We start from the raw sequence: 18287 nt of genomic DNA, 5'->3' as shown, positions 1-18287 counted from the left end.
CGGCCGGCGCGGCCGTACGCTGGCGCACCGGGAACGCCGATCGCTTGGGTTGTTGCTGCACCGCGTGGTTTTGCGTGGATATAATGGTCTGAGGTCAACCGGTTTTCGTCCGATTCCTGTCTTCTGTGCGCCGCCCGATGCGCCATTGCGCCATCGCATGATCGGGCCGCACGGCTTTAATCCGGCAGGCGGCGTTTTTTTCATCATCCCGGAATGACCGCAATTTTCAGCCGGTCAATCGCCCGCCAGCGGCGAACCTCGGCAGGCAGCATCAAGGGAGGCGGCAATGCTTGAGTCACTTTCGCTCGCGGCGGGCCTGTCATGGGCGAGCGGGCTGCGCCTGTACCTGACGGTCTTCATCGCCGGGATGTTCCAGCGCATGGGCCTCGTCCACCTGCCGGATTCCCTCGCCATTCTCAGTTCTCCGTGGGTGATCGGCGTCGCCGCGGTGCTCACCGTCGTCGAATTCCTCGCCGACAAGATCCCCGCCGTCGATTCCCTGTGGGACGCGGTCCACATCTTCATTCGTATCCCTGCGGGCGCGGTGCTCGCGGCCGGCGCGCTCGGCCACGCCGATCCCGCCATGCTGACCATCGCGGCGCTCGCGGGCGGCACGCTCGCCGGCGCATCGCATTTCGCCAAGGCGGGCACGCGCGCGCTCATCAATCTTTCGCCGGAACCGGTGTCGAACTGGGCGGCCTCGACCACCGAGGATGTCGGCGCGCTCGCGGGCATCACGCTCGCGCTGTTCGTGCCGCTGCTGTTCCTCATCCTTGTGCTGGTGTTCCTCGTGCTCGCGGGCTGGGCCTTGCCGCGTCTCGCGCGCGGCGTGCACGGCGGCGTGTCGCGCATGGCCAAGCACATGCTGCCCGGCACCTATGCGCGCATCGACCGGCTGCGGAGCAAGCACGATTGAGCACCGCAGCGAAACCCGGTTCCAACGCTTCCCACGTCACACCCAAGGCCGGCGCGGCCCACGCGCCCGTGCGGCTCGGCCTCGTGCCGCTGATGCGCCAGGCGTGGCGCATGACCGCACGCGACTGGCGCGCGGGCGAGCTGACCATGCTGCTGCTCGCGCTGGTGCTGGCGGTGGCCGCGCTGTCGAGCGTCGGCTTTCTGGCCGATCGCATGCGTCAGGGGCTGGCCCGCGACGGCCGCCAGATGATCGCCGCCGATTTCGTCGTGCGCGCCGATCATCCCGTCGATGCGAAGTTTGCCAGTGAAGCGAAGTCGCTCGGACTGGAGACGGCGGGCACCACGATTTTCCCGAGCATGATCAGCTCGACCGCGGCGCAGCCTGCCTCGCGGCTCGCGGCGATCAAGGGCGTGACCGACGGCTATCCGTTGCGCGGGGCGCTGCGCATCGCGCCCGCCGTCGATGCGCCCGACGCCCCCGCCCACGGCATCCCCGCGCTGGGCACGGTCTGGGCCGATCCCGCGCTGCTCGATGCTCTCAAGACGAAGGTCGGCGGGACGCTCAAGGTCGGCACACGCACCTTCACGGTGGCGGGCGTCATCACGCGTGAGCTGGATCGCGGTTTCTCGTTCGTGAACTTCTCGCCGCGCCTGATGATGCGTGCCGACGAGATCGCGGGCACTGGCCTGAACGGCTATGGCAGCCGGGTCACGTATCGCCTGCTGGTGGCGGGGCCGGACGATCGGGTGGAACAGTTCGCGAAGTTTGCGCGCGATCAGGTGGACGGCGGCAAGCTGCGCGGCGTCGGTCTGGAATCGCTGTCGGACGGCCAGCCGCAGGTGCGCCAGACGATCGACCGCGCGAGCCACTTCCTCACGCTCGTGTCGCTGCTGACCGCGCTGCTCGCGGCGGTCGCCATCGCCATGGCCGCGCATCGTTTCGCGCGCCGCCATCTCGACGGCTGCGCCGCGATGCGCTGCCTCGGCGTCAGCCAGCGCACGCTGCGTTTGCTGTTCCTGAACGAATTCCTCGCGATCGGCGTGATCGGCAGCGTGACGGGCGTCGTGCTCGGTTTCGGCGGGCATCTCGTGCTGCTGAACTGGCTGGGCTCGCTGGTCGATGTCGAATTGCCGCAGGCCAGCGCATGGCCCGCACTGCAAGGCATCGCGATGGGTCTCGTGCTGCTGCTCGGCTTCGCGCTGCCGCCGCTGCTGCCGATCACGCGCGTGCCGCCGGTCCACGTGATCCGCCGCGAACTCGGCGATGCGCAACGGGTCGCGCATGCGGCCTATGGCGTCGGCGTGCTGTTGTTCGCGGCGCTGCTGATCGTCGCGGCGGGCGAGTGGAAGCTCGGCGGCATCGTCGCGGGCGGTTTTGCGGCCGGCTTGCTCGTGTTCGGCGCGATCGCGCGCGCGGCGCTCTGGGCGGCGGCGCGCTTCGTGCGGCGCGAGCGCAGCCGGGCGGGCGTGGGCTGGCGCTATGCGCTGGCGTCGCTGGAACGGCGCAGCGGCTCGAGCGCGCTGCAGATCACCGCGCTCGGCATCGGGCTGATGTGCCTGCTGCTGATCGGCATGACGCGCAACGATCTGATCAAGGGCTGGCGCGATGCCACGCCGCCCGACGCGCCCAACCAGTTCCTCATCGATATCCAGCCGGACCAGCGCGCCGGCGTGCTGGACTATTTACACACGCACGGTCAGCCGGCCGCCGTGCTGTCGCCGATGGTGCGCGCGCGGCTCGTGTCGATCAACGGCAAGCCGGTGAATCCCGACAACTACGACAAGGCCGATGCGAAGCGCCTCGTCGATCGCGAATTCAACCTGTCCTACACCACCCAGCTGCCCGACGACAACCGCGTGACGCAGGGCACGTGGTTCGGCACGGACGCGAAGCCGCAAGTGTCGATCGAAGAGGGCATCGCGAAGACGATCCGCGTGAAAGAGGGCGACATGCTGCGTTTCGACGTCGCCGGGCTGCCGGTGGAAGCGCCGGTGACGAGCTTGCGCAAGGTCGACTGGAATTCGTTCAAGGTGAACTTCTTCGTGCTGATGCCGCCCGAAGCGCTCGCCGATCTGCCCGCCACCTTCATCACGAGCTTTCATCTGCCCGAGAGCGGACAACGGATGATCGACGGGCTGGTCGCGCGCTATCCGAACGTCACGGCCATCGACGTCGCGCCGATCCTCGCGCAGATTCATCGCACGCTCGCGCAGGTGATCGGCGCGGTGCAGTTCCTGTTCATCTTCACGCTTGCGGCCGGCGTGCTCGTGCTGTATGCGGCGCTCGCCGGCACGCGCGACGAACGCGTGCGCGAGTCGGCGCTGCTGCGCGCGCTCGGCGCGTCGCACCGGCAGGTGCGCGCGGTGCAGATTGCGGAGTTCGTCGCGGTGGGCGCGTTGTCGGGCCTGATGGCGGCGCTCGGCGCGCAGGGCATCGGCTATGTGCTGGCCGCGCGCGTGTTCGAATTCCATATCGATTTCAATCCGTGGCTCGTGCCGGCGGGCGTGGTCGCGGGCGTCGCCTGCGCGGGTCTGAGCGGCTGGCTGAGCCTGCGCCGCGTGCTCGCGCGTCCCGCGTTGCAGTCGCTGCGCGATGCCTAGTGTTTCACCGATTCTCAAGCAATGACCGAAGTCAATTCCTCCTCTCCTTCTCCCGAAGACGAAGTCCGGCAGCCGACGGCGTTCGAGCTGATCGGCGGCGAAGAGCGCCTGCGAGCGCTCGTCGACCGCTTTTATGACCTGATGGACCTCGAAGCGGAGTTCGCGGGCATCCGCGCGCTGCATCCGCCGACGCTCGACAATTCGCGCAACAAGACGTTCTGGTTCCTGTGCGGCTGGATGGGCGGACCGGATCACTACATCAGCCGTTTCGGCCATCCGCGTCTGCGGGCGCGGCATCTGCCGTTTGCGATTGCGTCGAGCGAACGCGATCAATGGCTGCGCTGCATGGCCTGGGCGATGGAGGACATCGGCCTCGACGAAGGCTTGCGCGAGCGGCTGCTCACATCGTTCTTCGACACGGCCGACTGGATGCGCAACCGTCCCGGTTGAATCGCTGGCTTTTGTATCGGTTCGATTGCGCCGGGTGTGCTGCATCATGTCCGCTCGCAGGCGCTCAGGCGTCTCATCCCCGAATACAGCAAGGAAGCACGATCATGGGCACACGCGCGCTATTCCGCGAGGACGCATATCTGACGCACTGCGAGGCGAGGATCACCGCCATCGACGAGCAGGGCATCCAGCTCGATCAGACCGTGTTCTATCCGCTCGGCGGCGGTCAGGCAGGCGATGCGGGCACGCTGAAACGTGCGGACGGCACGACGATCGTCATCGCCGATACGCGCAAGGCGAAGTTCGAAGGCGCCACGCCCGACGACGCCGTCCATGTCCCGGCGCCCGATCAGGAAGCGGCGCTGGCCGGCCTGACAGTCGGCGACACGGTGACGGCGGAAATCGACTGGGCGCAGCGCTACCGGCGCATGCGCCTGCACACGGCGAGTCATCTGATCTGTGCGGTGCTGCCGTATCCGGTGGACGGCTGCAGCATCACGACCGACTACGCGCGCCTCGATCTCGCGACTGTCGAGCCGATCGAGCGGGAAGCAGTCGAAGCGAAGCTGAATGCGCTGATCAGCGGCGCGCATGATGTGCGCACCGAATGGATCACCGACGACGAAATGTCCGCGCGCCCCGAACTCGTACGCACGATGAGCGTGAAGCCGCCGATGGGTCTCGGCCGCGTGCGGTTGCTGCGCATCGACGAAGTGGACCTGCAGCCGTGCGGCGGCACGCATGTGCGCAACACGAACGAGATCGGCGTTTTGCGTATCGCGAAGCTGGAGAAGAAGAGCGCGCGCACACGGCGGCTCGTGCTGGAACTGGCCTGAACGTGGCGGACGAAATCGATCCGCGCGCGCAGTCGGTGCTCGACATGTGGTTCGGCGCGCCAGGTTCGGCCGAGTTCGGCACCGATCGCAAGCTGTGGTGGAAGAAGAAGCGCGCGTTCGACGCGCAACTCACCGAGCGCTTCGGCGCACTGCTCGTGACCGCGCATGAAGATGGTCTGCGCGAATGGGAGCGCGCACCGCTGTCGATGCTCGCGCTGATCGTGCTGCTCGACCAGTTCTCGCGCAACTGCTTTCGCAACACGCCGCGCGCGTTCGCCGGCGATGCCCGCGCGCTGTCACTGGCGCGCACACTGGTCGCACGAGGCGACGACATGCGACTGCCGAGCGCCTGGCACCGCGCGTTCGCCTACATGCCTTTCGAGCACGATGAATCGATGCCGAGCCAGCACGAAGCGCTGCGTCTCTTCAAGCAGCTGATGGACGAGACCGGCATCTCGTCCTTTCACGAAGCGGCGCAACGGCATGCGGACGTGATCGCGCGGTTCGGGCGCTTTCCGCATCGCAACCGCATTCTCGGGCGCACGACCTTGCCCGAGGAAGAAGCCTGGCTCGCCGCGCACGGCGGCTTCTGAACGCGCTGCTTAGCGGCCGCCGGCGACGTCGAGAATCGCGCCGGTCACGTACGACGACTCGTCCGACAGCAGCCAGACAATCGATTCACCCACTTCCTCCGCCGTGCCCGCACGTCCGATCGGCGTCTGCACGCCCAGCACATGCGCACGATCCGGCTTGCCGCCGCTCGCGTGGATTTCGGTGTCGATGAGACCCGGGCGGATCGCATTCACGCGCACGCCCTCGCGGCCGAGTTCCTTCGAGAGCCCGAGCGTCAGCGTATCGATGGCGCCTTTGGAACCCGCGTAATCGACATACTCGTTCGGTCCGCCGAGCCTTGCCGCCGCCGACGACACATTCACCAGCGAGCCGCCCCGGCCGCCGCGCGAAGTGGACAGGCGCCGCGCCGCTTCACGCGCGCACAGGTACGCGCCGAGCACGTTGATGTCGAAGATGCGCTTCATGCGCGCCACGTCCATGTCGGCGAGCGCGGAGCCCGGCGCGACGATGCCCGCGTTGTTCACCACGCCATCGAGCGGGCCGAAGGCTTGCTCGGTGGCGTCGAACATGGCGATGACGGAGGCTTCGTCGCTGACATCGCCCGCGATGGCGAGCGCCTTGCCGCCCGCCGCGCTGACCGCCGCGACGGTCTCTTCGGCAGCAGCGGCGTTGGACGCATAGTTCACGCCGACGGACCAGCCGCGCCGGCCGGCGAGCACCGCCGCCGCGCGGCCGATGCCGCGGCTGCCGCCGGTAATCAGGATGACTTTGGACATCGGACGGCTTCCCCTTAAGTTGGAACGTTCAGACGGCGTCGCGCTTCTGGGCCCACTTGTCGTGCACGGGCGGCGTGTAGGCTGCGAGCTTCGCGATCATTTCGTCCGGCCCGGCCGCAACCTGGATGATGTCGAGATAGGGCGCGCGCATGAAGCCTTCCTCGACGGTATGACGCAGCATCGCCATCAGCGGATCGTAGTAGCCGTTCACGTCGAGCAGGCCGACCGGCTTCTGGTGATAACCCAGTTGCGCCCACGTATAGACCTCGAAGAACTCCTCGAAGGTGCCGACGCCGCCCGGCATCGCGACGAACGCGTCCGAAAGATCCGCCATCATCTTCTTGCGCTCGTGCATGTCGGGCACGACGTGCAGTTCGGTCAGGTCGGTGTGGCCCACTTCCTTCGCGAGCAGCAGTTCGGGAATCACGCCGACCGCACGGCCGCCGGCGGCGAGGACTTCATCGGCGATCAGGCCCATCAGGCCGACGCGTCCGCCGCCATAGACGAGTGCGAGATCGTTCTTCACCAGTGCGCGGCCGAAGGCCTTGGCTGCTTCGGCATAGACGGGGCGGGCGCCGCTCGCGGAGCCGCAATAGACACATACTGCTTTCATTGCCTGGAATCCTTGGTTTCGTTCTTCGCCGCAGGGAGCGGCGCGGGTGTTTCGTCGCGCGGCGCGCGGAAGTCGGCGAACTCGCGCTTCGGCAGCTTGCCCGACACGAGGTCGTCGAACAGCTGGCGCGAGCGGCCGCGCAGATACGGCGCCATGATCGAGATGATGTGCTGGCTCGCCTGATGCAGCTCCGCGCGGATCGCTTCCTGGTCGTTGTACTTGCGCGGGTTCATCACGTACTGGTACGACAGCCAGTAGGTGGCGATCACGCCCATGTTGGTCGCGATCACCTGGATTTCCTCGGGCGTCGCGACCATTTCCTGATCGGCGACCAGCGCTTCGCACAGACGGCTCGCGAAGCGCACCTTGTGCGTGATGATCTGCTTGAAGTGCGTTTCGAGCGTGCGGTTGCGCGCCAGCAGGTCGTTGAGATCGCGATACAGGAAACGATACGTCCAGAGGAAGTCCGCCATGTATTGCAGATACGACCACATCTCGTCGATGGTCGGACGATGGTCGTCCGGAAAGCGCAGCCGCTTTTGAATCTGCTGCTCGAACTGCGCGAAGATGCTGTTGATGATGTCGTCTTTGTTGCGGAAATGGTAGTACAGGTTGCCCGGACTGATTTCCATCTCCTCGGCGATCGTCGTCGTGGTGACGTTCGGCTCGCCGATATCGTTGAACAGTTTCAGCGACAGCTCGAGTATCCGTTCGCGCGTGCGGCGGGGTGGTTTGGCTTCCATGTCGTCCGACCTTGGCAGCGGGCCTGCGGCTCGGAATGAGCATTCGCGCGCGGCTTCCGTTGCTGTTACTGAGAATGTCGGACGATTATAAACCGGCCGTTCGGCCACACCGGACGTGCGCCGCGCGGCAGTCCCTTCGCTACACGATACGCGCGAACCACGCGGATGCAAGCGGCCAAAGAATCAGTCCCCAGGTGATCAGGCAAGTGCCGAGCGCGACCATCACGGCCGCGCTGCCGAGATCCTTCGCGCGTTTCGAGAGTTCGTGACGTTCGAGCGAGATGCGATCGATGGCCGCCTCGACGCTCGAATTGAGCAACTCGACGATCAGCACGAGCAGCACCGAGGCGATCAGCGCCGCGCGTTCCACCGGCGCGACCGGCACGAACAGGCTGCACGGCAGCAGGATCGCGGCGAGCGTCAGTTCCTGGCGGAACGCGCTTTCCTCGCGGATCGCGACCTGGAAGCCGTACAGCGAGTTCTTCATCGCGTGCCACGCGCGCGTCACGCCGCGATTGCCCTTGTACGGATTGAAGGGCAGGTCGTCGGGGCTCAGGGGTTCGCGGGTCGGCGGACTTGCGCCATTCGCGCCGTTCGTGCCCTTGATCGGGTTCGACGTATCGTCCCGGTCGTCGTCGATCTCGTCGTCGAACGGATCGCGTACGGACGCGTTCGCATCGGCATGTTCCCGCGGCGCCGCGCGTCGCGTCATGCGGCCGCCCGTTCGGAGGTCGCGCGCGGTCCGAAATGACGCAGATGCGAGGCAAACTGCTCCGACGCCGCGCGCCACGAGAAGCGCTCGGCCCATGCGCGTGCATCGCTGCGTTCGATCTTCAGCGCCTGCAGGCAGGCTTCGCGCAGGTCGTCGTTCAGCGCGCCCGGACCTTCGGTGCCGAGCACGTCGATCGGACCCGTCACCGGATAGGCCGCGACCGGCGTGCCGCAGGCCATCGCTTCGAGCAGCACGAGGCCGAAGGTGTCGGTGCGGCTCGGGAACACGAAGACATCGGCGGCGGCGTAGACCTTCGCCAGTTCCGGCTGCGACAGCACGCCGAGATAATTCACGTTGGTGTATTTCGACTTCAGTTCGGCGAGCGCCGGGCCTTCGCCCGCGACCCACTTCGAACCGGGCAGGTCGAGCTTGAGGAACGCCTCGACGTTCTTCTCTACCGCCACGCGTCCTACATACAGGAAGATCGGCCGCGCGGTGTTGAGGACCTTCGAGTCCATCGGCTGGAAGATCTCGAGATCGACGCCGCGCGTCCACAGCACCACGTTCGTGAAGCCGTAGCGCTCGAGATCGCTGCGCACCACCGGCGTGGGCGCCATGACCGCCTGCGACGGCTTGTGGAACCAGTGCAGAAAGCGATACGTGAGCGCCAGCGGAATGCCGAAGCGCGCCTTCACGTACTCGGGAAAACGGGTGTGGTAGGCGGTCGTGAAGGGCAGCTTGTGACGCTTCGCATAGGCGCGCGCGGCGAGGCCGAGCGGGCCTTCCGTCGCGATGTGCAGCGCGTCCGGCTCGAACGCGTTGATGCGTTCCGCGACGCGGCGGCCCGGCATCAGCGAGAGGCGGATTTCAGGGTACGTGGGGCAGGGAATCGTCCGGAATTCGAGCGGCGTGAGCAACTCCACGCGATGTCCGAGCGCGGTGAGTTCCTTCGTCGTCTGCGTGAGCGTGCGCACGACGCCGTTGACCTGCGGCTGCCATGCGTCGGTAACGATCATGATTTTCATCGGTTCGGCCCTGAGTTGGTGTCGCTTGAAGGGTTCGGCGCGGGGTTCAGACCGTCGCGCGCGCTCGCGTGGCGCGCTGCGAAGGCGAGCGCATGACGGTCCAGTAGACGATCTTCAGTTCACCGTCGTAAGTCTCGACGAGCGCCGACAGGCTCTCGACCCAGTCGCCGTCGTTGCAGTACAGAACGCCGTCGATGTCGCGAATCTCGGCCTTGTGGATGTGTCCGCAGACGACGCCGTCGCAGCCGCGGCGGCGCGCTTCGTCGGTCATCACCTTTTCGAACTGGGAGATGAAGTTGACGGCGTTCTTCACCTGGTGCTTCAGGTACTGCGACAGCGACCAGTAATTGAAGCCGAACTTCGTGCGCACGCGATTGAACCAGCGGTTCAGGAGCAGGATCATCGTGTAGGCGGTGTCGCCGAGATAGGCGAGCCACTTCGCGTGCTGGATCACGCCGTCGAAGAGATCGCCGTGCACGATCCACAGGCGCTTGCCGGCGAGCGTCGTGTGGAACGCCTCGCCGCGCACGTGGATGTCGCCGAACGCGAGGTCGCAGAACTGGCGCGCGGCTTCGTCGTGATTGCCGGGAATGTAGATGACCTGGGTGCCCTTGCGCGCCTTGCGCAGGATCTTCTGCACGACGTCGTTGTGCGCCTGCGGCCAGAACCAGCCCTTGCGCAACTGCCAGCCGTCGATGATGTCGCCCACCAGGTACAGGTACTCCGACTCGTGATGGCGCAGGAAGTCGAGCAGATACGGCGCCTGGCAGCCGCCGGAGCCGAGATGGATGTCCGACAGCCAGATGGTGCGATAGCGTTGGGGTTCGTCGGCGGAGTCGTCGCCGTCGCCGTCGTGCGCGGTCGCGAGGGTGCGCGGATCGACGGGGTTCGATGCGCCCGCCGGTGCGGCTGGCGGTGAGTCGGTGGATTCGGAGCGCAGCGTGGGTCCGGCGCGCAGCTCGCCGTTGCCGAAGCGGAAAGGAGACGACGTCAGTTCAAAAGGAGGCTCGATTGCCGGGCGGACAGACGAGTGGTAGGCCATAGGCTCGCGCATCGGGTTTCGGTATGCGCATTGCGCCATGCGGCCATTACCGAGCCGTGACAGTCACGAGAAGTTCTTATTACTTGACAACGGCCTGGGCCGTGACGATGCGCGTGCCGGCGAGCCGGTCATGCAGGAACTGACGCGCCGGATCGAGGCGCACGGCGGCGGCCCACAGCACGATCCACGCGGCGAAGACCGCGAGCGTCTGGGGCACGGCGAGGGAGAAGAGCGGATGCAGCGCGAGCGGCGGCAGGAACCAGAGCCAGGCGAGCACGTAGCGCGCGAAGGCACGGCCGGGACGAAGGGGCTGACCGTGCGTATCGACGAGCTTGAGGCGCCAGGTTTTCATCGGCAGCGTCTGGCCGCCGTGGGTCCAGAAGTACACGAAATACGCGGCGAGCACGATGCCGATCCACGCCATCAGCCAGTTGTGATGCGTGAGGCCGTTGCGTTGCTGCGTGAGCGTGCTGAACAGATAGCCGGCGATGAACACCACGCCGAACAGGATGACGCTCTCGTAGAGCATCGTGGCGAGCCGGCGGCGCAGCGTGGGCGCGCGCAACGGGTCGGCGGCGGGGATCACAGGTGGGGCGCTCATGAGCCGCTCACGAGCCGTTGTACATCGAAGGCGCCTGTTGCGGCGATACCGGAATGGGCGTGGCCGGTGCGATGCTCGCGGCGTTCGGAATGGCCGGCGAGATCGGCGCGCCGGACGCGGGCGCTGCCGTGCCGGGGGCCGCGGCCGAACCGCCTTCCGGATGAGCGCCAGCATGACCCTGTTCGCGCGCGGTGACGATCCGGTTGATGTCCTTCACTTCGGTCTTGCCGGTGGGCGGCGCGGAAACGACGTTGCCGCGGCGCGTGCGCTCGCTCGCCGCCAGCTTCTTCTTCTGCTCCTCGGACAGCTTCTGGTAAGCGTCCCAGGCCTTTTCGCGCTTCTCCAGCGGCACCGATTTCGACACCTGGTAGTTTTCACGCGCGACCTTGCGCTGGTCGGGCGTGAGGCGCACCCATTCTTCCATGCGCTGATGCAGATGCTTCTGCGCATCCGGCGACATGCGATGAAAGCGCGAGGCGATCTTGAGCCACTTCTGCTTGCGTTCGTCGGAGAAGGAGTCCCACTGCGTGGCGAACGGCGCGAGCGCGACGCGTTGCGCGTCGGTCAGGTGATTCCAGGAAAGCGGGCTGGTGGAGGCGGGCGCAGCGGCGCTGCCGTCCGGCGAGGTAGCCGAACCGCCGACCGGCGCGGCGGCGGCGGAAGGCGCGGCGGGAGTGGCGGAGTAGAAGCGCGGATAGGTTGCGGCGAACGCGACCAGTCCCGCAATCGCGCAACCAAAGACAATCGCGAGACCGCGCTTGTAACTCACCCGAAAATTCCCCCGCTTGGTTCAGTGCTGCTGGTTCAGTGCTTAGTGATTGCGCGTCAGGTATGCGTTGAAGCCGTGATCCAGATAGGCGTCGATGGGCAGGCTGTCGCTCATCATGGCGGCGTCGATCTCGGCCAGTTCCGCGCGGCGCTGCTGGTCTTCCCAGTACGCGATGCCGGCAATGCCGATGATCAGGGCCGCCAGCGGCCACGCCAGACCCAGGCCGCCCAGCCGCGCGAACAGGCCGCGCGTGCGGCGTTCCTCGCCGGAGCCGCCGGTGGTCAGCGTGGCGCCCGCGCCGGCCAAGGCCGGCGTGAACGCGGGTGCGCTGATGGCCACGGCCACTTTCTCGGGCTTCTTGCGGGCGATCGCCGCGCGGCGGGCGTCCCGCAGCCGGTCGACCGTGGCGGCGGGAAGACCGGCGGTGTTTTCGTCGAGTGCGCGCGCAATCTTCAGCGCGAACTCGTTTTCCTTCGTTTCAAGTGCGGAACTCATAGCGTGATCCCTTTGGCTTTCAGGGCTTGAGCGAGAGCGTGCGTAGCGCGGGAGCAATGTGTCTTCACGCTGCCCTCGGAGCAACCCATCGCGGCGGCCGTCTCGGCGACATCCATATCCTCCCAGTAACGCATGAGAAAAGCTTCTCGTTGACGTGCGGGCAGTTTCTGGATCTCGGCGTCGATCAGATTGAGGACCTGCTCGCGCTCCAGCTGGTTCTCGCTGCTTTCGCTGCCGACCGCGCCGTCTCCGGATTCGAAGGTTTCGAGCGGGTCGAATTCGTCGTCGTCGGCGTTGCCGAAGGACGAAAAAAGGCTGACCCAGGTGTTGCGCACCTTCTGGCGACGAAAATGATCGTGCGTCGCATTCTGGAGAATACGCTGGAATAAAAGCGGAAGCTCGGAGGGTGGCCGGTCGCCGTACTTTTCGGCCAGCTTGATCATCGCCTCCTGGACGATGTCCAGCGCCGCGTCGTCATCGCGAACGGTGTACACGGTCTGCTTGAACGCGCGTCTTTCGACGCCCGCCAGGAAGTCGGCGAGTTCCTTGTCTGAGGCCATCCGTTGGGACCCGGGGCAACGAATCTGCGTCTGCAGTTGCGTCCGGGTTGCGTCGGTGAGGGATCGTGGAGTTCTGGGAAAACCTGCGAATGCTAGCAAATTTTCGTGGAATCCGGAGCTTTGGGGATGTTTTGTTGCGGTTCCTGACGCTCGGCCGGTGGTTTGCGCGTGCGGCCGGAACAATCGTCAGTGCGATGACCGCGGCATGCAGCGGCTTGAAAGATTTTCGCAAGCGCGCGGCCGAAGCGGAAACTTTTTACTTGACCCGCCCGTTGCGGCGCTGTTACATTTTCTGACTCGCATCATCCAGTGAAATGTCTGCTTTGAGGCGAGCCCAAGAAGCACGCCTGTCAAACCTAGACGCGCCGCTTGAACCCGAGCCATAAGCCCGGTAGAGAGCACCCGATCAATTTTTTGCCGAAAATTCGAAAGGTGATGAATGAACATGCCCAGCGCGGAATTCTCCACGTCGGATACGACCCCCTCCACAGAAGCTGACTCCATCGGCGGCACCGTGCTCATGCGCGCCCTGGCCGATGAAAACGTCGAATTCATCTGGGGCTATCCCGGCGGCTCGGTACTCTACATCTACGACGAGCTGTACAAGCAGGACCAGATCCAGCACATCCTCGTGCGCCACGAGCAGGCCGCCGTCCATGCCGCCGACGCGTATTCGCGTTCCACCGGCAAAGTCGGCGTGTGCCTCGTGACCTCCGGCCCGGGCGTCACCAATGCCGTCACCGGCATCGCCACGGCCTACATGGATTCCATTCCGCTCGTCGTCATCAGCGGCCAGGTGCCCACCGCGGCCATCGGCCTCGACGCTTTCCAGGAATGCGACACCGTCGGCATCACGCGTCCGTGCGTGAAGCACAACTTCCTCGTGAAGGACGTGCGCGACCTGGCCGAAACCGTCAAGAAAGCGTTCTACATCGCCCGTACCGGCCGTCCCGGCCCGGTGCTGATCGACATTCCGAAGGACGTGTCGAAGGCGCCGTGCAAGTACGAGCCGGTCAAGAGCGTCTCGCTGCGTTCGTACAATCCGGTCACCAAGGGCCATTCGGGCCAGATTCGCAAGGCAGTGCAATTGCTGCTGTCGGCGAAGCGCCCGTACATCTACACCGGCGGCGGCATCATCCTGGCCGACGCGTCGCGCGAACTGAACCAGTTCGCCGACCTGCTCGGCTATCCCGTCACCAACACGCTGATGGGCCTCGGCGGCTACCGTGCGTCGGACAAGAAGTTCCTCGGCATGCTCGGCATGCACGGCACGTACGAAGCCAACATGGCGATGCAGAACTGCGACGTGCTGATCGCCATCGGTGCGCGTTTCGACGACCGCGTGATCGGCGACCCGAAGCATTTCGCGTCCTCGCCGCGCAAGATCATCCATATCGACGTCGATCCGTCATCCATTTCGAAGCGCGTGAAGGTGGACATTCCCATCGTCGGCGACGTGAAGGAAGTGCTGAAGGATCTCATCGAGCAGCTGCAGCACGCCGAGCACGGCCCGGACACGGCGGCGCTCAAGACGTGGTGGGACGAGATCGAAGGCTGGCGCGCGAAGGACTGCCTCGCCTACGACCGCAAGAGCGACGTCATCAAGCCGCAGTACGTGGTCGAGAAACTCTGGGAACTCACCGACGGCAATGCCTTCGTGTGCTCGGACGTCGGCCAGCATCAGATGTGGGCCGCGCAGTTCTATCCGTTCAACAAGCCGCGCCGCTGGATCAACTCGGGCGGCCTGGGCACCATGGGCTTCGGCCTGCCGGCGGCGATGGGCGTGAAGATGGCCTATCCGGACGACGAAGTGGTCTGCATCACCGGCGAAGGCTCCATCCAGATGTGCATCCAGGAGCTCTCGACGTGCAAGCAGTACAACACGCCCGTCAAGATCATCTCGCTGAACAACCGCTATCTCGGCATGGTGCGCCAGTGGCAGCAGATCGAATACAAGAAGCGCTACTCCAGTTCGTACATGGACGCGCTGCCTGACTTCGTGAAGCTGGCCGAAGCGTTCGGCCACGTCGGCATCCGTGTCGAAAAGACGGCGGACGTCGAGCCGGCGCTGAAGGAAGCGCTGCGTCTCAAGGATCGCACCGTATTTCTCGACTTCCAGACCGATCCCACCGAAAACGTATTCCCGATGGTGCAAGCCGGCAAAGGCATCACGGAAATGCTGCTCGGGTCTGAGGATCTTTAACGCGGGTTTGCCTCGCGAGGCTCGTGCGCGCCTGTCTTCACAAAGGACATGCGCCGCGCGCGGGTTTTTCGGGCAGGCGCCATTCTGGAAACACATCGGGAAACACGAACATGAAACACATCATCTCCGTTTTGCTGGAAAACGAACCGGGCGCGTTATCGCGCGTCGTGGGACTGTTTTCGGCACGCGGCTATAACATCGAAACGCTGACGGTGGCGCCGACCGAAGACAGCTCGCTGTCGCGGCTGACCATCGTTTCGATTGGCTCGGACGACGTGATCGAACAAATCACGAAGCACCTGAACCGCCTGATCGAGGTGGTGAAAGTGGTCGACCTGACAGAGGGCGCCCACATCGAGCGCGAGCTGATGCTCATCAAGGTCAGGGCGGTCGGCAAGGAACGCGAAGAGATGAAGCGCATGGCGGACATTTTCCGCGGCCGCATCATCGACGTGACCGAGAAGACCTACACGATGGAACTGACCGGCGCGTCCGACAAGCTCGACGCGTTCATCCAGGCGCTCGACGCCACGGCGATCCTCGAAACGGTTCGCACGGGCAGCTCCGGCATCGGCCGGGGCGAGCGCATCCTCAAAGTGTAACGGCGCGGTTCATCTCTTCAGCAGCACACGTAGCGCAACCTATTTCAACGCATCATCAGGACTCAAGGAACCACCATGAAAGTTTTCTACGACAAGGACGCCGACCTCTCCCTCATCAAGGGCAAGCAAGTCACCATCATCGGTTATGGCTCGCAAGGCCATGCACACGCGCTGAACCTGAAGGAAAGCGGCGTGAACGTGACGGTCGGCCTGCGCAAGGGCGGCGCATCGTGGAGCAAGGCCGAGAACGCCGGCCTCAAGGTGAAGGAAGTGGGCGAAGCCGTGAAGGGCGCGGACGTCGTCATGATGCTCCTGCCCGACGAGCAGATCGCCGAGGTGTACAAGAACGAAGTGCACGCCAACGCCAAGGAAGGCGCGGCGCTGGCCTTCGCGCACGGCTTCAACGTGCACTACGGTCAGGTGATCCCGCGCGCGGACCTCGACGTCATCATGATCGCGCCGAAGGCCCCGGGCCACACCGTGCGCGGCACGTACCAGCAAGGCGGCGGCGTGCCGCACCTGATCGCCGTGGCGCAGGACAAGTCGGGTTCGGCACGCGATGTCGCGCTGTCGTACGCGGCGGCCAACGGCGGCGGCCGTGCCGGCATCATCGAAACGAACTTCCGTGAAGAAACCGAAACCGACCTGTTCGGCGAGCAAGCGGTTCTGTGCGGCGGTACGGTCGACCTGATCAAGGCCGGTTTCGAAACGCTGGTGGAAGCGGGCTACGCGCCGGAAATGGCGTACTTCGAGTGCCTGCACGAGCTGAAGCTGATCGTCGACCTGATCTACGAAGGCGGCATCGCGAACATGAACTACTCGATCTCGAACAACGCCGAGTATGGCGAGTACGTGACGGGTCCGCGCATCATCACCGAAGACACGAAGAAGGTGATGAAGGAAGTCCTGAAGGACATCCAGACCGGCGAGTACGCGAAGAGCTTCATCATCGAGAACCGCGCCGGCGCGCCGACGCTGCAATCGCGCCGCCGCATCACGGCCGAGCACCAGATCGAACAGGTTGGTGCAAAGCTGCGCGCAATGATGCCGTGGATCGCGAAGAACAAGCTGGTCGACCAGTCGAAGAACTAAGGTCTTTCGTCAGTCACGCTTCTTGCTGCATCAAAAGCCGTCCGGACGCCCTTGGCGCCGGGCGGCTTTTGTTATCCTACGGTTTTAAAAAACACAGAACCCGTTCATGAACTATCCTCATCCGATCATCGCCCGCGAAGGCTGGCCGTTCATCGCCATTGCGGCTGTCGTCGCCATCCTCGTGCAGGCGATGGGCGGCTTGGGCTTCGCCTGGATCTTCTGGCTGATCGTGATTTTCGTCGTCCAGTTCTTCCGCGATCCGGCGCGTCCCATTCCCTCGCAAGCCAACGCCGTGCTGTGTCCGGCCGACGGCCGCATTGTCGCGGTCGAAACCACGCATGATCCGTATGCCGGCCGCGAAGCGCTCAAGATCAGCGTGTTCATGAACGTGTTCAACGTGCATTCGCAACGCTCGCCGGTGGACGGCGCTATCACCAAGGTGCAGTACTTCCCGGGCGCGTATCTGAACGCGGCCGTCGACAAGGCCTCCACCGAGAACGAGCGCAATGCCGTCGTGCTGCAGACGGCTGCGGGCCACACGGTGACGTCGGTGCAGATCGCCGGTCTGATCGCGCGCCGTATCCTGTGCTACGTGCATGTCGGCGAACCGCTCACGCGCGGTCAGCGCTACGGTTTCATCCGCTTCGGCTCGCGGGTCGATGTCTATCTGCCGGTGGGAAGCCGTCCGCGCGTGTCGATCGGCGAAAAGGTTTCGGCCTCGTCGACGATTCTCGCCGAGTTCGCGGAATAACGCGGAGGTTCCATGGCGGCATTCAAACCGCGCCGTAACCGCGTGAACGGCGCTTCGCCGCGCGCGTTCCGCCGCAACAAGGCCGTGCAGGACGTGGGCGTCGTCGAGACGCGCCGCGCCAAGCGGCAGCAGTTCCTCAAGAAGCGCGGCATCTACCTGCTGCCGAACGCCTTCACCACGGCCGCGCTGTTCTGCGGCTTCTTCGCCGTCGTGCAGGCGATGAACGTGCGCTTCGAGATTGCGGCCATCGCCATTTTCGTCGCGATGGTGCTCGACGGCATGGACGGCCGCGTCGCCCGCATGACGCACACGCAGAGTGCGTTCGGCGAGCAGTTCGACAGTCTTTCCGACATGGTGTCGTTCGGCGTCGCGCCGGCGCTCGTGATGTATGAGTGGGTGCTGAAGGATCTCGGCCGCTGGGGCTGGCTCGCGGCGTTCGTGTACTGCTCGGGCGCGGCGCTGCGGCTCGCGCGCTTCAATACGAATGTCGGCGTCGTCGACAAGCGCTACTTCCAGGGCTTGCCGTCTCCCGCGGCGGCGGCGCTGATCGCCGGTTTCGTGTGGCTCGCCACCGATAACCGGGTGCCGCTGAAGCTCGTGTGGCTGCCGTGGGTGGCGTTCGCGCTCACCATCTATGCAGGCGTCACGATGGTGTCGAATGCGCCGTTCTACAGCGGCAAGGCGCTCGACGTGCGCTATCGCGTGCCGTTTGCAGGCGTGCTGCTGGTGGTGGTGGCGTTCGTGCTGGTGTCGTCGGATCCTCCGGTGATGTTGTTCTGCCTGTTCGTGCTGTATGGCTTTTCGGGTTACATCTGGTGGGGCTATCTCGCGATGCGTGGGCGGCAGAATCCGGCGCGCAGTTCGCAGCGGGATCATTAGAAGTTTCTGCGTCTTCAAGCAAAAAGGCGGCAACCGTGAGGTTTGCCGC

The 18287-nt window shown here is 65.1% G+C and carries 21 protein-coding genes; 11 read left to right on the top strand and 10 right to left on the bottom strand.

The features are described 5' to 3' along the window. Positions 1-286: 286 nt before the first annotated feature. From QCE83_RS09075 to QCE83_RS09055, 5 genes are all read left to right on the top strand, one after another. Entirely contained in the window at positions 287-916 is a 630-nt protein-coding gene (locus tag QCE83_RS09075; RefSeq protein ID WP_309808911.1) for a DUF4126 domain-containing protein, read from the top strand. Beyond that, positions 913-3516 carry an ABC transporter permease gene (locus QCE83_RS09070; RefSeq protein ID WP_404984374.1) on the top strand — a complete coding sequence of 868 codons (2604 nt, stop codon included), beginning with the start codon at positions 913-915 and terminating at the stop codon, positions 3514-3516. The genes QCE83_RS09075 and QCE83_RS09070 overlap by 4 nt, the downstream gene beginning before the upstream one ends. 21 nt (positions 3517-3537) lie before the next feature. Then, positions 3538-3966, top strand: a complete 429-nt coding sequence (locus QCE83_RS09065) for a group II truncated hemoglobin (RefSeq protein ID WP_309808909.1) — start codon at positions 3538-3540, stop codon at positions 3964-3966. A gap of 104 nt (positions 3967-4070) precedes the next feature. Continuing rightward, positions 4071-4802, top strand: a complete 732-nt coding sequence (locus QCE83_RS09060) for an alanyl-tRNA editing protein (RefSeq protein WP_309808907.1) — start codon at positions 4071-4073, stop codon at positions 4800-4802. A gap of 44 nt (positions 4803-4846) precedes the next feature. After that, positions 4847-5395 carry a DUF924 family protein gene (locus QCE83_RS09055; protein WP_309811580.1) on the top strand — a complete coding sequence of 183 codons (549 nt, stop codon included), beginning with the start codon at positions 4847-4849 and terminating at the stop codon, positions 5393-5395. Positions 5396-5404: 9 nt separating this feature from the next. Here the strand turns inward: QCE83_RS09055 and QCE83_RS09050 are convergent, their stop codons facing one another. The 10 genes from QCE83_RS09050 to QCE83_RS09005 form a co-directional block, all read right to left on the bottom strand. Beyond that, entirely contained in the window at positions 5405-6151 is a 747-nt protein-coding gene (locus tag QCE83_RS09050) for an SDR family oxidoreductase (protein WP_309808905.1), read from the bottom strand. 28 nt (positions 6152-6179) lie between these two features. Continuing rightward, entirely contained in the window at positions 6180-6764 is a 585-nt protein-coding gene (locus QCE83_RS09045; protein ID WP_309808903.1) for a TIGR00730 family Rossman fold protein, read from the bottom strand. After that, positions 6761-7507 carry a TetR/AcrR family transcriptional regulator gene (locus QCE83_RS09040; RefSeq protein WP_309808901.1) on the bottom strand — a complete coding sequence of 249 codons (747 nt, stop codon included), beginning with the start codon at positions 7505-7507 and terminating at the stop codon, positions 6761-6763. The genes QCE83_RS09045 and QCE83_RS09040 overlap by 4 nt, the downstream gene beginning before the upstream one ends. A gap of 139 nt (positions 7508-7646) precedes the next feature. Further along, on the bottom strand, positions 7647-8219 hold the full coding sequence (locus QCE83_RS09035) for a diacylglycerol kinase (protein WP_309808899.1): 573 nt from the start codon (positions 8217-8219) through the stop codon (positions 7647-7649). Next, positions 8216-9244, bottom strand: coding sequence for a glycosyltransferase family 1 protein (locus tag QCE83_RS09030; protein WP_309808897.1), 1029 nt, complete (start codon positions 9242-9244; stop codon positions 8216-8218). Before QCE83_RS09030 ends, QCE83_RS09035 begins: the two co-directional genes overlap by 4 nt. A 46-nt stretch (positions 9245-9290) precedes the next feature. Continuing rightward, on the bottom strand, positions 9291-10298 hold the full coding sequence (locus QCE83_RS09025) for a UDP-2,3-diacylglucosamine diphosphatase (protein WP_309808895.1): 1008 nt from the start codon (positions 10296-10298) through the stop codon (positions 9291-9293). A 67-nt stretch (positions 10299-10365) separates the two neighbouring features. Then, positions 10366-10887: an RDD family protein gene (locus tag QCE83_RS09020; RefSeq protein ID WP_309808892.1), complete on the bottom strand. Its 522-nt coding sequence runs from the start codon at positions 10885-10887 to the stop codon at positions 10366-10368. Positions 10888-10894: 7 nt separating this feature from the next. Then, positions 10895-11656: a DUF3106 domain-containing protein gene (locus tag QCE83_RS09015; protein ID WP_309808890.1), complete on the bottom strand. Its 762-nt coding sequence runs from the start codon at positions 11654-11656 to the stop codon at positions 10895-10897. A gap of 42 nt (positions 11657-11698) precedes the next feature. Continuing rightward, the gene (locus tag QCE83_RS09010; protein WP_309808888.1) at positions 11699-12151 is read right to left on the bottom strand and encodes a DUF3619 family protein; all 453 of its coding nucleotides are present in this window, start codon (positions 12149-12151) and stop codon (positions 11699-11701) included. Further along, positions 12148-12711, bottom strand: a complete 564-nt coding sequence (locus tag QCE83_RS09005; protein WP_309808886.1) for an RNA polymerase sigma factor — start codon at positions 12709-12711, stop codon at positions 12148-12150. Before QCE83_RS09005 ends, QCE83_RS09010 begins: the two co-directional genes overlap by 4 nt. A gap of 65 nt (positions 12712-12776) precedes the next feature. On the opposite strand from QCE83_RS09005, the gene QCE83_RS09000 reads away from it, so the two are divergent. The 6 genes from QCE83_RS09000 (at position 12777) to pssA (ending at position 18238) form a co-directional block, all read left to right on the top strand. Beyond that, positions 12777-13007, top strand: a complete 231-nt coding sequence (locus tag QCE83_RS09000; RefSeq protein WP_309808884.1) for a hypothetical protein — start codon at positions 12777-12779, stop codon at positions 13005-13007. Positions 13008-13150: 143 nt separating this feature from the next. Beyond that, positions 13151-14914, top strand: coding sequence for an acetolactate synthase 3 catalytic subunit (locus QCE83_RS08995; RefSeq protein ID WP_309808882.1), 1764 nt, complete (start codon positions 13151-13153; stop codon positions 14912-14914). Positions 14915-15024: 110 nt separating this feature from the next. Further along, entirely contained in the window at positions 15025-15516 is a 492-nt protein-coding gene (ilvN, locus tag QCE83_RS08990; protein WP_008341906.1) for an acetolactate synthase small subunit, read from the top strand. 75 nt (positions 15517-15591) lie between these two features. Continuing rightward, positions 15592-16608 carry a ketol-acid reductoisomerase gene (gene ilvC / locus QCE83_RS08985; RefSeq protein ID WP_309808880.1) on the top strand — a complete coding sequence of 339 codons (1017 nt, stop codon included), beginning with the start codon at positions 15592-15594 and terminating at the stop codon, positions 16606-16608. A 106-nt stretch (positions 16609-16714) separates the two neighbouring features. Further along, positions 16715-17359 (top strand): phosphatidylserine decarboxylase, encoded by a 645-nt coding sequence (locus QCE83_RS08980; RefSeq protein ID WP_309808878.1) that lies wholly within the window; start codon positions 16715-16717, stop codon positions 17357-17359. A gap of 12 nt (positions 17360-17371) precedes the next feature. Next, a complete protein-coding gene (pssA, locus tag QCE83_RS08975; protein ID WP_309808874.1) occupies positions 17372-18238 on the top strand; it encodes a CDP-diacylglycerol--serine O-phosphatidyltransferase in 867 nt (288 codons plus the stop codon). Positions 18239-18287 lie beyond the last annotated feature (49 nt).

This window comes from Caballeronia sp. LZ034LL (assembly GCF_031451215.1).
Taxonomy (GTDB): Bacteria; Pseudomonadota; Gammaproteobacteria; order Burkholderiales; family Burkholderiaceae; genus Caballeronia.
This window is presented reverse-complemented; position numbering and strand designations above follow the sequence as displayed.